This window comes from Nitrosomonas sp. Nm166 (assembly GCF_900112825.1).
Classification (GTDB): domain Bacteria; phylum Pseudomonadota; class Gammaproteobacteria; order Burkholderiales; family Nitrosomonadaceae; genus Nitrosomonas.
In genome coordinates this window covers 1-17,789 of the sequence record NZ_FONE01000005.1, presented here as the reverse complement: position 1 = coordinate 17,789, position 17,789 = coordinate 1, and the positions used below count along the sequence as shown (strand labels likewise).

Annotated in this window: 6 protein-coding genes; 3 read left to right on the top strand and 3 right to left on the bottom strand. The window is 48.8% G+C overall.

The window, feature by feature from the left end; all coding sequences use genetic code 11:
* Positions 1 to 11: 11 nt before the first annotated feature.
* The gene (gene putA, locus BM021_RS02385) at positions 12 to 3,128 is read right to left on the bottom strand and encodes a bifunctional proline dehydrogenase/L-glutamate gamma-semialdehyde dehydrogenase PutA (protein WP_090718462.1); all 3,117 of its coding nucleotides are present in this window, start codon (positions 3,126 to 3,128) and stop codon (positions 12 to 14) included.
* A 706-nt stretch (positions 3,129 to 3,834) separates the two neighbouring features.
* On the opposite strand from putA, the gene BM021_RS02380 reads away from it, so the two are divergent.
* Entirely contained in the window at positions 3,835 to 4,470 is a 636-nt protein-coding gene (locus BM021_RS02380; protein ID WP_090718460.1) for a hypothetical protein, read from the top strand.
* A gap of 162 nt (positions 4,471 to 4,632) precedes the next feature.
* On the opposite strand, the gene BM021_RS02375 is transcribed toward BM021_RS02380, so the two are convergent.
* Complete coding sequence (locus tag BM021_RS02375) at positions 4,633 to 6,870, bottom strand: NAD(P)-binding protein (RefSeq protein ID WP_090718457.1); 2,238 nt, start codon at positions 6,868 to 6,870, stop codon at positions 4,633 to 4,635.
* Between the two features lie 438 nt (positions 6,871 to 7,308).
* Here BM021_RS02375 and BM021_RS02370 point away from each other — a divergent pair, with 438 nt between their 5' ends.
* The gene (locus BM021_RS02370; protein ID WP_090718454.1) at positions 7,309 to 7,635 is read left to right on the top strand and encodes a DUF4156 domain-containing protein; all 327 of its coding nucleotides are present in this window, start codon (positions 7,309 to 7,311) and stop codon (positions 7,633 to 7,635) included.
* Between the two features lie 111 nt (positions 7,636 to 7,746).
* Entirely contained in the window at positions 7,747 to 8,796 is a 1,050-nt protein-coding gene (locus BM021_RS02365; RefSeq protein ID WP_090718451.1) for an endonuclease/exonuclease/phosphatase family protein, read from the top strand.
* A gap of 21 nt (positions 8,797 to 8,817) precedes the next feature.
* On the opposite strand, the gene BM021_RS02360 is transcribed toward BM021_RS02365, so the two are convergent.
* On the bottom strand, positions 8,818 to 17,745 hold the full coding sequence (locus BM021_RS02360; protein ID WP_218147796.1) for an amino acid adenylation domain-containing protein: 8,928 nt from the start codon (positions 17,743 to 17,745) through the stop codon (positions 8,818 to 8,820).
* Positions 17,746 to 17,789 lie beyond the last annotated feature (44 nt).

Below are 17,789 nucleotides of genomic sequence, written 5' to 3'. Positions count from 1 at the left end.
AAAAAACCGCTTTAAGATTTCATCTCGCGAAAAGACAATAGATCAGTATTACCCCCTACCGCTGCTGTATTGACAGTGACTACCCGCTCAGTCGCAAAGCGCTGCAGATAATGAGGGCCGCCAGCTTTGGGACCGGTGCCGGATAATCCTTCGCCACCGAAAGGTTGCGAACCGACGACAGCGCCAATGATATTGCGGTTGACGTAGGTATTACCGCAACGGACATGTCGGGTGATGTAGTCGATCGTGGTATCGATTCGGCTATGGATACCGAGGGTGAGGCCGTAACCGCTGTTGTTGATGGCTTCAACCACTGCATTCAATCGGCTGGCTTGATAGCGAATGACGTGCAGGATAGGGCCGAACACTTCGTGCTGAAGTTGGCTGAGCTTTTCGATCTCATAAACGCGCGGGGAAAAATAACTGCCCTGCTCGTTCCCTTGAGGCAATTGCATTATCTTGATCAGACGTGCCTCATTGTTCATTCGCTCGCTGTGCCGTTGCAGATCGTCACGGGCAGATAAACTGATGAGAGGCCCGATGTCTGTGCTGAGACGCATGGGATTACCGATGTGCAGTTCATCCATTGCACCGCTGAGCATTTCCAGGATTTGCGGCGCTATTTCCTGCTGCAGAAAAAGCACGCGCAGTGCTGAGCAGCGTTGTCCGGCACTGTTGAAAGCGGAAGCGGTCACATCTTTCACTACCTGCTCCGGCAATGCGGAACTGTCCACGATCATGCAATTCTGGCCGCCGGTCTCGGCAATGAACGGCAGAATGCATTCATTTTGCGCAAGCGCCTGGTTGATCTGCCGGGCGGTGCTGGTAGAACCGGTGAAGGCAACACCGGCAATACGTGGATCGCTCACCAGCTTCATGCCGATTTCCCCGCCGCTACCTGGAACAAAATGCAGCACCGCTTGAGGAATGCCGGCCCTGTGCAGCAAATGGATCACGTAGGCGGCACATAGCGGCGTGAATGCCGCCGGTTTGACGATCACGCTATTACCGGCTGCAAGTGCGGCGGTAATCTGGCCGGTAAAGATGGACACCGGAAAATTCCACGGACTGATGCAGATGAATACGCCGCGCCCCGCCAATTGCAATTGACTCGTTTCCCCTGTGATGCCGGGCAATGCGATGGGGCGCTCGAAATGGTGGCGCGCCTGAGCGGCATAGTAGCGGCAGAAATCAATCGCTTCGCGCACTTCGTTCTGCGCATCATGGATGGTGCGTCCGCCCTCGCGGATGATGCGCGCCATCACTTCAGCGCGTTCCGCTTCAAATAGCGCTGCAGCTTGTTCCAATAGTGCTGCCCGTTCGTTTGCGCTGCTGTTAGCCCATTCGGGCGCGGCATCATGCGCAACGCTGAGCGCCCTGTCAGCAGCACTGGTATCGGCAAGTGACACTTCACCGATTACATCAGTATGATCAGCGGGGTTGAGGATAGCTTGCGCATTGCCAGTGAGAACCTTTCCATCGACGATGGGCGCAGCATGCCATGATTGTCGGGATGCTTCCTCCAATGCTTGATCGAGATGCCTTTGCGCCTCGCGATCAGCAAGATTGATACCGCTTGAATTGAGTCGTGCTTCACCGTAAAGATGGCGCGGGATAGGGATATGTGATTGTTGATGTTCCAGTTGACTGACAGGATCGGCGATGATTTCTTCGACGCTGTGCCGCTCATTGACAATCTGGTTGACGAATGAGCTATTGGCGCCATTTTCCAATAGCCGCCGCACCAGATAGGGAAGCAATTCCTGGTAGCTGCCGACGGGCGCGTAGACACGGCAATTGAATTGCGGGTATTCATCGAGTACCGTGTTATAGAGGACTTCACCCATTCCATGCAAGCGCTGAAACTCAAACGAACGGGCACCGGCCATGGCGATGAGGGTGGCGACAGTACGGGCGTTATGGGTAGCGAACTGAGGATACAGCAGATCATTGCTTTCGAGGAGACGGCGGGCACACGCAAGGAATGAAACATCGGTCGCCGCTTTGCGGGTAAACACGGGGTAGCCGTCGAGACCACGCTCCTGCGCCTGTTTGATCTCGGTATCCCAGTAGGCACCCTTGACGAGGCGGACTGGGATCTGACGGTTACACTCACTCGCCAGTTGCGCCAGCCAGTCGATGATAGGAACGGCGCGTTTCTGGTACGCTTGTATTGCCAAGCCAAAGCCATTCCAACCACTCAGCTTGTCATTACGGTATACGGTTTCAAACAGATCGAGCGAGAGATCAAGCCGCTCCACTTCCTCGGCATCGATGGTCATGCTGATGTTGGCAGCCTTGGCGGCAAGCGCTAAGTCCAGCAGACGCGGCGATAACTCCTCGAGCACACGCTGCCGCTGGGTGTATTCGTAGCGGGGATGGAGAGCGGAAAGTTTTACTGAAATACCCGGATGAGCCAGCAATTCGCCCTCGCCAACCTGCTTACCCAAAGTGACAATGGCATGATGATACGCATCCCAATAGTGCACAACATCGGCCCTGGTGAGCGCTGCCTCACCGAGCATGTCGAAGGAATAGCGATAGCGCCTGTTTTCATCATCGTGACTGCGCGTTAGCGCTTCATCGATGGTATTGCCCATCACGAACTGATGACCGATGAGACGCATTGCCTGTTTGATCGCCACACGAATCACCGGCTCACCACTGCGGCTGATTAGACGATCAAGATGTGACGAGGATGTTTCCAGTTTGACAAACTTGCCGGTGAGCAATAGTCCCCAGGTAGACGCATTGACCAGCCAGGAGGCGCTATGACCCAGATGTTGACTCCACTCAGCGCTGGAAAGCTTGTCCCGGATCAATCGGTCAGCGGTCTCAGCATCCGGAATGCGCAACAGCGCCTCAGCCAGACACATCAGCAACACACCTTCCTCGGTACTGAGATCATACTCATGGAGCAATGCCTCAATCCCATTCCGGGCCTGCTCCAGGCTGCGCACTCTATTCACCAGCCGCCGTGCCAGCTCCTCCACCTGCACTTGCTCGTTTTCATTGAGTTTGATGAGAGGAAGCAAAGCATCAAGATGTTCGGCTTCATCGCGAAGATAACTACGGTTGATAGCGGCTCTGGAAGGGGTCAAGGAAGGAAATGGAGTGTCATGGATCATGGTGGTCGATGCCCCTTTTATTGTTGGGACACTGAAGAAGTAAATTATTCAATTATCATTGCACAAACCCCAAGATCTCGATGTCTTCGGGCTTCAAACAAATGACGGGCAAATGAGGTAACTGTTTTACGTAAAACCCGATGTTGCTCCATAAATGATATGGAAGGGGCGAGACCAGTCATAGGAAAACTCATCAATCCACCAAAAAACCACAACTAGAGCCGCAAAAACTACTGCCAAGACCTCAGCATTCACTCGATGAAAAAATCATGAAGCTGACACCGCACAGCCGCATTGAGTTCTTTCAAAGGTTTGAAGCTTGCAGGCTTTTAAACACTGACTAGCATAAAATATCGAAAGAAAGCTCCGAGGTTTTTTGAGACTAAGCATCTGTTTATTCAAAAAGATAATTTAAAGATGTACAGAACCTCATCCTTATTTCCTAAGTATTTTCCTTATATAAATATAAGATTTTTCTTATAGATAAAATAAGATTTTGCTTATTCTGATTTTCTTCTTAAAAGAATAACTTGTTACCTAACCAAGTAAAGCTTGAATTCAGCAACTATAACTTGGAGCGATTTAAATGCGATAAGTTTATTGCGGTACGCTTGGTTAAAGGCATGTGAGCTCAGAACAAGCATAAATATTCTGTTCTGGGCAAAACATAATAGCTAACCTAATTATTCTCACAGGAGGAATAATCATGAAAAAATCAATCTTAACATTGGCTGGAACGATGATAATGACTGGAGCATTCTTGTCGACCACTACAGTATATGGTTCGGATGAAAATGACAAGCATGGTAACAACCATGATAAAGACGAACTCGCTTGTTATAAGTGGGACATTTTTCCGGATGAGCGATTCAAGCTCGATATCAAAAAGCACAGCCCTCTCTCTGAAAGAAAGGAAGAACATAAGTTTGGTCATGCCAAACAAACTGCTTTCAGTGTCCATGGTAAGCATGTGCTCCATGACTGGATGGCAACGGTGGAAGGAACTGTAGTCACCGCTGCCCCATCCAATAACTCTTCTAATACTAAATCTAGTAAAGATACTGGAGCTCACCTGGGTCTGCTCGCTAAATGGGTTAGAGGAAATGGAAACCATGACTTCGCCCGGTCAGTAACGCTAGATTGTACAACGTCTGAGGTTAGTTCAGCGCCCAAAACTTGGCACTGTGAAAGCAGGAATGAATTCAATGTTTATCATGGCTTTTCCAAGCTCACTTGGGTAGATGAGACAAAAGATCCAGCTTGCAGCATTTTTCAAAATGGTAAAGGCAGAGGAGCAGATTCTTTACCGGATTCCGGCAGTATGATGGAGCAGCAAAGATAGTCATAGCAAAGGATAGGACAATCGTTACACGTATGTATAAGCAAAATCGAGTAGGTAAAAAAGGCCGCATATGCGGCCTTTCTGTGCTGACAGCTACTTCGTCAAATCGGATAATTGTCAGATCAGATCTAAAATACAATACCTTATTCCTTATGTGGAATGCTAACTGCTTTCTCTGATTTTACAAAGCGCTTCTTCAACGGAACGGAGCGAGCCTTCAATAAACCCTTGGTAATCCGAGAACGCTTCGCCGCATACGTGAATTTTACCTTTCCATTGCCCATTCTCAGGAAATGCCGCTAAATACTCGATGTGATCGCGTGATTTTTCGCCGGGCAGCCAACCATGGGCCGCTGCTCCAAACGGTGCCTTGCCCCAGTCGTGAATGCCGCAAGCCAGCAAGTGATCCGCCAGAAAATCATGATGCTCATAATCTCTGGCAAATTGCACAAATCGGTTCCAGAGCCGCTCTTGTTGTATTTTCTTGTGTTGCAAATAATTCTTCGCAGCTGTTCTTTTAGTATCTTCATAATACTTACGCAAGAGATCAGTTTGTTCTCTCGTTGACATCGAAGTCCACCATTTTTGAATGCTGTTCCACACACGCGCCACTGCATTCAGATCATCTGGATCGATTTCATGGTTGGGGGTATCTGAGTTGTTGTCTTTCCACAACTGAGCAAGCTCCTTCCAGGCCCCTTTCCAGTCCTTTATTCGATCAAACTGCTCCGGTTTGGGAGGTAATACAAATTTGTCCCGCCACCAAGTCGTATAGTAGACCTGATCTGGCTCTGCAGCTTGTTTGAATTCCCGTAAGTAATCTGACCAGAAGGTGATGGCAGGATGATCGGTATAGATCATGATCATGCCCCTAGTTTTGTCTTTGCTGCGGGAATAAGTAATTTCTCGCGTCGGAATATCGGCTGCCGCTGCGTTTAATTCCCGATCTTCATGCCACCAGGGATGCTCTAGAATAAAAAAACACTTCAGCAAAGAAAGGCACTTCACTGAGGCTAATGCGGACTCACACTTTTGGGCGTCATCATTGAGATCACAATTTCTCAAAACTTGAGGAAGCGGTGTTGCGAGTTTGTCCAGAGGCAGTTTCGGCAGAGCCAGGATGGCGTGCCTTGCAAAAACATGGGTATCTCCCCCTTGATTAAATGTCAGCTTCACTATGCCAGAATCCATGAGTTCAATGGATGTGAGTGTTCTCTGAACTTCAATCAGGGGATCTTCTTTTCGAGCAAGACATTGATTTAAATATTTCTGTTGCGCTAGAGCACTCTCATCAATTGGCTTATTCCTTTTAGTCTGAGTTTGCAATTCGCAGAGTTTGAACAGCAAAGTATAAATGATGCGACTCATACCGCCCTGGATACCTCTGAGCGAGTGCGTCCCTTTGAATGCCTTGAGCCAGAAAACCAGCCATTCCCCAGCATTCAGGTTTTCATGCAGAAAGTGATAATAGCTTCCCCAATCTCGAATCTTCACAACCGCATAATGGCTTAAAACATCGCTCATCAAATTCCAGAAACCCATATCCCATAAAGGGTGCCCGTCTATTTCAAAATAGATCCGTATTTTGTAATAGTCTGAATTTTGTTCCAGCCATTTTCGCAATTCCTTTTCTTTAATCTTTTCATCGGCTTCTTTTAATGTCTGATAAAACTCAGAAAATAAGCGTGGGTCATAATCCTCCAGGTGATTGATCCAGTCTAATAACTCCCCTTTCCAGTAATGCTTATAAAATGACTTTTGACTGACAAGATTCTTCCAGGCCTTATTGGCTTTAGGCTGACACCAAAGTTCGTTTCCTTGGTGATGTGTATCTTTGACTTCAACGATCTCCAGAATTCGCCGGATACCCAGCAGCAGCAGATCCATGATGTTTTTTTGTTCAGCTTCTTCCTCTTTCAGAATGAATTTTGCCGATTCCGGCTCTTGGGATGTATAGGGAAAAAAGGGTACAAGATCATTCAGCGATTCAGAAGCGCCCGGTCCCGGTTCTGTTATGCCAAGCTCGTTGAGAAATTCTCGCAATAACGTCTGGTCTCGTGGTTCAATGCGCATCGGGCCAAACTCAGCCCGCAAGTATTCCGCGGTTTCATCATATGGGCTGGTGTCAGGATCTTTCAATTCACCGAGCAAATGCCGGGGATCCCAGGTCGGTGCATAGCCGATCTCGCTTGAATCTCTTTTTAACGACCATGTTTCAATTCGACCCCCTAGGTGATCACTGGACTCGAACAGTCGAATTTTTCTTATCTCTCTAAACTGTTCCTTGTCTTTCAGCAAGCGATAAAGGCAATACAGCCCTGCTATCCCACCGCCAACAATTGCCACACCCAGGGGATTGTCTTCCGTGCCCATAATGTCTGTATTTTCACCATCTTCCATTTCACACCTTCCTCTTTAATATCAGGTCAATTAAAAGACGCTGGACAATTTGTGCAAGCATGAGAAAAATAAACAATTTTTTGTACGATTATATATCTGAGATCCAGTATGAGATCAAAAGTGCTGATCACAGCATCAGATTCTATCTGGCTCACAAGAAACTCCAAAGCACTCCTTGCATGGTTGCGCTTCAAATGCCGTAAACATGGCTGCTGAAAATTAATTTCTCCCCCCGTTTTGCATTAATATTCCAGCTAAAAAGCAGCGCTGCTGTCAGGCGATAATATGAGGTAAAGTATCCGTAGAAAGTATGATTTTATAGTGTAGATAGACGAGGAAGCGAGTACCGCGCAACGAAGCGATTCGCCCGTGCAGTCAATTAATTAGCGTTTCCCTAGAGCTTTAATAAAATTTCTTGCCAATCAACGAGGTTATATAATGAAAAGAATCCTTATCGCTGTCTGTGGTGGCTTAATATTATCTTCCTGTACATGGGTTAAGGTTACTTCGAAAGGTGAAGGTGTACGTTTGGTGCAATCAGCCAGAGCAGTCGAGCCATGCAAAACACTAGGAAAAATTAATGCTAAAGTCGTAAGCAAAGTAATGGTGTTTAACCGTGAAACTGAAAAGGTTGCAGCTGAACTTGCTGATCTTGCACGTAATGAAGCGGCTCTGATGGGCGGCGATACGATTGTTCCCATTTCGGAAATTAATGAGGGAAGGCGCAGTTTCGAAGTTTATCGATGCTTTCCAGTCAAAATGTAATGATGGGTATTTTATTTGCTTGGGAGAGTGTTACTTTGTAAGGTTACGCACCATAATTTAAATCCGCGTTAACTTTACAAGATCTTCAATACCTTTTAAATCAAAAGAAAAATGAAAATCTCAATTGCCACCTTTAATACAGAAAATCTTATTACAGCAGGCAAGCCAATTTATGACGAGCCCGACCCCTATTACAACCGAGATCAATACCAGAAGAAAACAGATTGGATAAAGAACCAGCTTTTGAAGATGAATGCAGATATCGTTGGCTTCCAGGAAATCTTCGAAGAACAAGCCCTCAGAGAATGTATACCTGACGAGATGAAAGGTCGGCATCTTTTTGTCGCCAACCCTACGTGCAAAAGTCCCGTGAATGCTATCTTGAGCAAATTTCCCATTATTAAAATTGAAGTAATTGAGGATTTACCTTTTGTTTTTGACTTTTTTGATGAAAAGGAGATAGCTGCACCTTTGGAAAGCACTCCTGTGAACATTCCTCTGAAAAAGTTTTCAAGAGGTGTCTTAAATGCAGAAATCAAGATCAATGAAAATATTTCAGTTTCGGTAATTGTTTTACATTTAAAATCAAAAAGACCTATCTTAGCTGATGGTATTGACCGCAATACAGCAACCTATCCTGAGTTGGCAAAAGGTAGTGCTCGTTCTTTAATTAGGAGAGCAATTGAATCTTGTGGTGTCAGACAAATTTTATCTGATGAAATCAATAGCGATGATAAAAAACCCATCTTTGTTCTGGGTGACTTGAACGACAATGACACGGCTGTGACCAACCAGGCTATTCTTGGAGAAGAACCCTTTCGCAAACTGCCGCGCGAGGAAAAATTAGAAAAATGGAAGCACGTTTTTCAAAACTGTAAAGATGTCCAGGCACGCAAAAGCATTGAAAATTTTTATTACACCTACATCCATAACGGGCATTACGAAAGCCTGGACAACATTTTTGTCAGCAATCACTTTGCTGAATTAAACGCCAACAAAATAGGGCGGATAATTGATGTCCGCTTATATAATGATCATGTCATCGATGACAAAACCTCGATGGATAAAAAGCCAGCCTATGTGACAGACCATGGACAGGTTGTAGCTAATATTGATCTGTTTGAGTCAGCTTTACCTGTTCGTAACCCCATCTCTGGGTAGTTTAATTACCAAATACTTTTCCTAAAGATTTTCTTTTACACTTTCCTTATCATTAATACGATCAGTTAAATCAGTCATCAATAACGACTCTATTCCCGCTAGCAAAGATTCAGCCCGTACGATATCAAAATGATCTGCATCGATTTCAATCGAGTGTATCTCAGCTGGCTTGATTTGCTGCCCGAGCGCTAGCCGTTCATTTCTCTCGCGTGTCGTTGTCCACCAGCAAACTGCCCGTGTTTTCAAAGGACTCAATGCACTGGCTTGTAATGAGAGTGCTTTTAACTGGCGGGCTACCATAAAAGTATGCGCCAATTCTTCCGCCCCCATCTCGAAATAGCCTTGCGCTTGACCATCTGCACTGGTACTGGTAGCTGCCTTCATTCGACTTGTCTCAAACAATTGTTGCAGTAGATGGATGACTTCTTGTTTCGATAATGCAGAATCGTCTGATAGTGAGGTATTGAACGCTTCATCAGACTCAACACCAGGAATCACTACGGAAACAAAATCAAGAAAATCCTGCCGCCAATCCTCTCGCTGAGGTAGCTCCGTTCCGGGAATATACGGATCGATCAGTCCTAAAAATGCCACGATTTGTCCCTTGGCTTCCAGTATTGCGGCCATTATGGCCACCAATGCGCCACCCAATGACCAGCCCAGCAAATGGTACGGTCCTTCCGGCTGCATGGACTGGATGATCTTGCAATAGTCTTCTGCCATCTGAATTAGAGAGGTATCCTGATGCGCAGGATCCGTCAACATACGGCAAGGCAACCCATACACTGTTCGCGTACCTTGCAATTGCCGTGCCAGCGGCTGGTAATCAAACACCGTACCCAGTCCGGCATGGATGCAGAACAGCGGTTTAATTTTTCCGTCTCCGCATGGCTGGTTGAGCGCCAGTAATTCGCTTGCACCTGTTGCAGTTTGCTTGTCCAGCCCCAGCAGACTGGCGATGGTAGGCCGCTGTATCAAATCCCTCAGCTTGAAATCCAGCTTTATATCGGTCAGACCGCGTATGCGCGCCATGACTTTGAGGCTTGATAACGAATCGCCGCCTAACGCAAAGAAATTATCCGTCTCTCCGACGCGCACCACGCCAAGGACTTCTTGCCAGATGTTTGCAAGTGCCCGGGCTTCAGGTGTCGATGGCTCTTGATAAGTATCGCCAGGTAAGGCATTGGGCTCCGGTAACTGCTTACGGTCGAGCTTACCGCTCGGCAGACGTGGCAATACATTTAATGGCACAAAGTACGCTGGCAGCATGTACTCAGGTAATTGCTTACTCAGCGTTTGCTTCAGTTGAGTGGTCATGTTCTGCGCTGATTGCTCTACGGCAGGAACCACATACGCAATCAGCTGCACACCCGTTGCACTCTCATGCACAACAACTGCCGCATCGGCAACACCAGCTACCTCACGGATACGTGCCTCGATCTCACCCAGCTCAATACGAAATCCCCGTATTTTCACCTGATGATCGGCACGACCGATATACTCGATATTACCGTCACTCATCCACCTGACTAGATCGCCGGTACGGTAAAGGCGACCGCCCTTGTCATCAAATGGGTCAGCAACGAAGCGTTCAGCAGTCAGGCCCGCTCGCCCCAAATATCCCCGCGCCAATCCATACCCGCCGATATAAAGCTCGCCCACAATACCCATCGGCACTGGCTGCATATCCACATCCAATATGTACACAACACGCTCACCGACAGGACGTCCAATCGGCGCATAAGCGCAATCAAAGCTGTTGCTGGCCTCAGTTTTCCAGATCAACGGCGTGACCACAGTTTCGGTCGGCCCATAGCCGTTAATCAGCATCCGCGGCCGTAAAGTCTGACGAATCAAGTCATATGAAGCCTTAGGCATCGCTTCTCCACCAAACACATATAGCTCGACCGGTGGCGGATCATGACGAGGCACAGCCCATTCCGCAACCTGACCGAGATAAGCCGGCGGAAAGGCGGCATTGGTAATACCGTACTGATGCAAGGCATCATAAGTCTGCTCGGCTGTCCACAATTCCTGATCCCGCACCGCCAGCCCCGCCCCGACAGTCAATGCGGTCAGCCAGCGTTCATGTGCGCCATCGAATGAAAAAGACATGAACAGCAACTCACATGAACTGGGGCTCATCTCGTAAATCCGGGCGGTCGCCCGGCAATGCATGGCGAGCGGACCATGTGTTACCGCCACACCTTTTGGTAAACCGGTGGATCCGGATGTATAAATGATATAAGCCAAGTTATGCTCATGAACCGAAATCTCTGGATTGAGCACCGATTCAGTTTCAAACTTAGCTGTATCCACCAGGAATGTAGGTACAGTGATATCGAATTTGAGCTTGGGCAATACCTTGCTTTGCGTAATCAGCAACGACAATGCACTGTCTGTTATCATGAATGCAAGCCGATCGGCCGGATAGTCGATATCCAACGGTACATATGCTGCACCGGACTTAAGAATAGCCAGCAATGTCACAATAATATCCAGGGAGCGTTCCATCGCAACGCCGATACGGATTTCCGGCCCTGCCCCCTGCTGAATTAACCGGTGCGCAAGTTTATTTGCCCGCGCATTCAACTCTGCATAGCAAATCTCTTGTTCACCCATTAACAGTGCAATGGCATCTGGCTGAAGCACTGCATTGCGTTCAATCAAATGATGAACAGGCTGATAGCTTCGCGACAACGCAGCACTGGAATCCGTACTGCCACGCAGCAGAAACAGCTGATCCAGTTCCAGCTTGCCTAACCAGCCCAATTCTCCAACCATCTGCTGTGGATCACTCATCATCTCCCGCATCAGGAGCTCCATATGACTGCGCAGATCCAGCACAAATTCATCGGTAAAATCGTTACACCCGTAGGCATACTCGATTTCCAGCGTATCACCGACAACAACCTGCAAGTCCATTGCATAACCAGTCAAACCTTTACCTTCCATCTCACCGAAACGCAAGCCATATGTTTCGGTGTCACGTAATGCCGCGTTGATGGGATAGTTCTCAAATACGATAATACTGTCGAACAGCGGTTGACCAGGAAAACCTGCCCACCGCTGAATATCCGCCAGGGATGTGTGTTCATAGTCGCGCAAGCGTGCATTGGTTTCCTGCAACGACGTCAAATATTCACTTACTGTCAAATCACTGCACCGTTCAACTGGAATCGGAATGGTGTTAATAAATAATCCGAGAATTTCATCAGACCGCGACAGACTAGGCGGACGGCCTGCCACCGTGGCACCGAAAACGACAGTCTGTTTCCCGGTATAACGTTGCAACAGCAGCGCCCATGCGGCCTGGACAAAGGTATTCATGGTAATGTGCTGTTGCTGCGCAAAAGCTTGCAAACGACGTGTTTCCTCGACGCTGAGGTAAGTATAAATCTGCGCAAAGCCTGATCGGGTCTCGTCTTTCTCTGTCTTAGCAATCGCTTTCGATAATAATGCTGGACCCTCAATACCGCTGAGCTCCGTCTGCCAGAAGTGCTGTGCAGCCTGACTCGTCTGCTTCGCCAGCCATCGCACATAAACACCGTAGCCCGGTCCCGGCTGTGCCAGCGTTTCACCGTGATAACAGCGTAGCCAATCGCTAATCAGGATCGAATCACCCCAGCCATCGAGCAATATGTGATGCCGGGTCCATATCAATTGATGGCGGTTCTCGCCGGTCTGGATCAGGCTTAAGCGTGTAAGAGGAGGATTGAGGAAATCAAATTCACGTTTCAGTTCCTGATCGGCATGAGCAGCAATCTGTTCTTCCAAATCATCTTCTTCGCGCCAATCCAGATGAATAACCGATGCATCAGTTTGCTTGAATACAATTTGTAAAGGACGTGCCAATCCTGCTCGCCACAAGAAACCAGTGCGCAATACCGCATGCCGGACAATCATTTCCTGCCACGCACGCGCTAGTCTTTCGGCGTCAAGTCCTTCAACCTCAACACTGATCTGATTCACATAAAGACCGGTGCCCGGTGCTTCCAATGTATGGAATAACATACCCTCTTGCGTCGGCGATAGCGGAAAAATATCCGTTATCTGATGATTTCCGAATGACAGTGTCGCCAGCATTGATGCATCAAGGTAGTCTTCAAGGCAAGCATGTTCTGGCTGAGATGGCTCAACAGCCACTTCTGTCACGAGTTCTGCCATTTGCGCCAACGCGGAGATTGTTTGCCGCTCGAATAATTGCCTTGGCGTGATCTTACAACTCGCCTGGCGCGCTTTGGTGACAATCTGCAAACTGAGAATCGAATCTCCCCCCAGTTCGAAGAAATTATCATTGCGCCCGACCTGATTGATTCCTAATACTTCCTTCCAGATCGCAGCCAGCATCTCTTCCACTTCACCCTGCGGCACTTCATAGTGATCCGCGCTGACAAACTCCGGTTCCGGCAACAGCTTGCGGTCCACCTTGCCGTTGGCGTTCAGCGGCAGATTCTCCAGCACCACAATCGCCGTTGGAATCATGTAATCGGGTAGAGGCTTTGCCAGCGCTTCGCGCAGCTCACTGGTATCGACGGTATTTCCGGCATGGCACGATGCATAGGCCACCAATCTGGCGCCGCCCGGTCCATCCTTCGCCACCACCACCGCTTCACGGATTTGCGGTTGTAGCAGCAGTTGCGTTTCAATTTCGCCTAGTTCAATACGAAAACCTCTGATCTTGACCTGATGGTCCAGTCGCCCTAAGTATTCTATTTGTCCATCCGGCCGCCACCTTGCCAGATCACCCGTGCGATAGAGCCGGCCGCCATTTTCATCAAATGGATCGGCCACAAACCGTTCCGCGGTCAGGCCGGAGCGGTTCAGATAGCCACGTGCAAGCCCGGCACCGCCAAGATATAGCTCTCCTGATACGCCTTGCGGTACCGGGTTAAGGCTGGGGTCCAGAATATAGGTTTGGGTAGCGGCTATTGGTCGCCCGATCGGGATACTGTTAGATGCTTCAGTACGGCAGGTCCAATGGGTGACATCGATTGCCGCTTCTGTCGGCCCATACAGATTGTGAAGCTTGGCGTTGGGAAGTTTTTCAAATACCGCTTCCTGCATCTCCAGTTGCAGCGCTTCACCGCTGCAAATAATTTGTTTCAAGCAGGTGCAAGCGGCAACACCGTCATCCGCCATAAAAGCGCGTAGCATGGAGGGAACAAAATGCAGTGTCGTGACATGATGCTGCTGAATCAATGCAATGAGTCGCGCAGCATCGCGGTGATCGCCCGGATTGGCGACAGCCAGACGCGCGCCATACATGAGCGGCCAGAAAAATTCCCAAACCGATACGTCAAAGCTGAAAGGTGTTTTCTGTAATACGGTATCGCCAGCGTTCAGCGGATAGGCTTCCTGCATCCAGGCCAGCCGGTTATACAGCGCGCTGTGGCGGTTAACAGCTCCCTTGGGTTTTCCGGTAGAGCCGGAGGTGTAGATGATGTAAGCCAGATGTTCGCCATGCAGGTTCACGTCCGGATTGCTTTGCGGCCAATCGCTCAGATCCAGGGTATCCAGGTCCACAACCTGGCAGGATGCCACCTGCGGAATCCGCTCCCTGATATGACTTTGCGTCAACAGCAATTCGACGGCGCTGTCGGTCACCATGTGATTTAACCGTTCACGCGGATAGTCCGGATCCAGCGGCACATATGCTCCGCCAGCCTTCAGCGTCGCCAGCAATCCAACCACCATTTCTATCGAGCGCTCAACGGCGATCCCCACCCGGCTTTCAGGCCTGACTCCCAGTGCAATCAGCTGATGCGCCAACTGGTTCGCACGTTCGTTCAGTTGCGCATAACTCAGTTCCGTATCGCCAAAAATCAGTGCGGTTGCGTCCGGGCGCACCACAGCCTGGCGTTCGATCAGCCGGTGTACCGGTTCGCTATTATCATAACGCTTCTCATTAACGCCCCAGTCCTTGAGCTGTTGCCATTGCGCGATACTTAACAGCGTAATGTTGCCTAAACACTGGGTTGCGCTGCTAATGATCGTGCGAAGCAATTGCTCAACTTGCATTGCAATAGAATTTACAGTTGCTTCTGAGAAATTCTCACAGGCATAACTGTACTGCAAACTGAATCCATCATTCTCTGTGATCAATACAGTCATCGGATAATTCGTTGCTTCACGGGCTTTGATCCCCGAGAAAACCAGTCCACCCGGCATATTTTGTTTGAATGCTTCATCAACAGGATAATTCTCATACACCAGGATGGTGTCAAACAATCCTTGCCGATGCTGCCCTGCCCAACGCTGGATTTCATAGAGCGGCGTATGTTCATGTTCGCGGGAAGCCAGATTCTGTGCTTGCAAATCCCGTAACCATTCACCAATAGCCAGTTCTGGCTTAAGTACAATACTCACTGGTAAGGTATTGATGAAAAGCCCCAGTATCTGGTCGGATCCTGGTAAATCTGCCGGCCGGCCTGCGACAGTCGCGCCAAAAGTGACAACCTGCTGTCCTGTGTAATGGCTCAGCAGCAAAGCCCAGGCAGCTTGCATCAATGTATTGACAGTGATTCGCTCGCGTTTAGCAAAGCGCAGCAAATCATCGGTAAAGCTGGATTCAAGTGGATTGGCGTATAGTTCATAGCCCGGCTTCTGCACTGGATTGGATATTACAGATGCTAGCCGCGTTGGTTCCTCCATATAACGTAATCGCTCTTTCCAGTATGTTTCTGAAGCAGTTTGATCACGCTCGCCCAGCCATGCGATAAAATCCCGGTAGCGGCTGCCGGATGTCGCTGGCGCATCACCCCCATACCACCGCAGCACCTCGCCCATCATTTGCGAGGTACTCCAGCCATCCAATAACAGATGATGGGTCGTCATAATCATGTGATAACGATGATTGGGGAGGTGTACAACAGCGATCCGGATAAGCGGTGGTTTTTTCAGATTAATGCCTGATGCATATTCTGATTGCGCGAGCACATCAAGCTCATGCTCGTAAGAAGCTGGCGGATGAGCAGTTTGATCGCGCCAATCATATTCCATAAACGGCAATTCAACCGCTTTGGCAACCCATTGCAGCGGTATCTTTCCTTCCTGCACGAAACCGGTACGCAGAATATCATGACGATCAATCACAGATTGCCATGCAGTTTTGAATCGCTCGACCGATAACCGGTCGATGTCAGCCCTCCATTGATTAACGTATATATCCCTGTCGGTATCAAACATACTATGAAACAGCATACCCGCCTGCATCGGTGACAATGGATAAATATCTTCCAGTTGCCCGACAGGAATCGGCAAGTTATCCAGTTCATGCTGATTGATCTGTAGTAAAGAAAAATCAGACGGTGTAATACCACGTACGCCACTCATGCAATGCGCAATCACTGACTGCAATTCTGTAATAAAAATGTCAGCCAGTGCTTGGACGGTTGTTTTTAGATAGCGTGCCTCACTGTAGTAGATGTCCAGACAAAACTCACCATTGTAAACAAGACTGTTGATCGACAGCTCATGTAGTTGCCGCACATTTTGATCCATCAGATCGCCCATCGGCTCGCTGGCCAATATCCATTGTGTTTTCTCGTCAAAGCTGGCATCAAACTGTCCCAGATAGTTAAATACCACCTGCGCTTTGGGCAAGCTGGCCAGTATTTGCCGTTGCGCCTCGGTGCCATAGTATTTAAACAGTCCATATCCCAATCCCTTATTGGGTATTTGCCGTAAGCTCTCCTTGACATGCTTGATGCGTCGCGTCAAGTCCCCTGCCGGATCAAGGACGACTGGGAACAGCGAAGTAAACCATCCGATCGTGCGAGAAAGGTCGATGTCAGGATAAAGATCTTCCCGTCCATGACCTTCGAGATCCACCAGGATCTTTTCATGCCCGGTCCATTGGCATAAGGCACTCGCTAATGGGGTAAGCAGTAGATCATTTACCTGTGTGCGATAAGCGGCAGGTGCATCTTTGAGCAAGGCCTGGGTTTGGATCTGATTAAGTTTTACCGTAATTTTGGTGTAGTGGGACGCATTGTTAACACCTTGGGGAAAATCGCAAGGAAGTGCGGCGGGGATATCCACCAGGTTTTGCCAATATGTAAATTCATCCACATAATCATGCGTGTACTGCTGCAACCGGTGAGTCCATACCGGGTAGCCGGTAGTGGTTTCAGGCAAGATAATGGTTTCATGGTTCCTTGCCTGAGAATAGGCAGTTTCAAGATCCTCAACCAGGATACGCCAAGATACGCCGTCAATCACCAAATGATGCACAACCAACAGCAGACGCTGGGATTGATCGGCCATATTCACGAGCAAGGCGCGTATGAGCGGTCCTTGCTGCAGATTCAAACTGCGTTGCGCTGCATTACACAGCGCTAATAACTGCTCAGCATCCGCTGCGTCCCGCACCCACAACACATCCTGAGCAACGGATTGCATAGCAATTTGTTCCCATTGGCCGTTTTGCTCTCGATAGCCGAAACGTAAAGCGCTATGATGCTGCACTATAGCCTTTAATGCTTGATCCAGCCACTGCGTCTCTAAAGGCTGGCGGCTTTCCAGGAATATAGCCTGATTCCAGTGCTGCCGCATCGGGATGTCATGTGCGAAAAAATCAAGCTGAATCGGCAGCATGCCAATCGGCGCATCCGGTGAAACATTAAAATCATGGCTGGTTTTAGCAATTGTTTCGACCGGTTTCACCAGCGGTGCCAGCGCGGCAACCGTTTGCCGTTCGAACAATTGCCGCGGTGTGATCTTCCAGCCTGCCCGGCGTGCTTTGGTAACGATCTGCAAACTGAGAATCGAATCTCCCCCCAGTTCGAAGAAGTTATCATTGCGCCCGACCTGAGTGATTCCCAGCGCTTCCCGCCAGATTTCCGCCAGCATCTCTTCGACTTCGCCCTGTGGCACTTCATAGTGATCCGCGCTGATAAATTCCGGTTCCGGCAACTGCTTGCGATCCACCTTGCCGTTGGCATTCAACGGCAGATTCTCCAGCACCACAATCGCCGCCGGAATCATGTAAT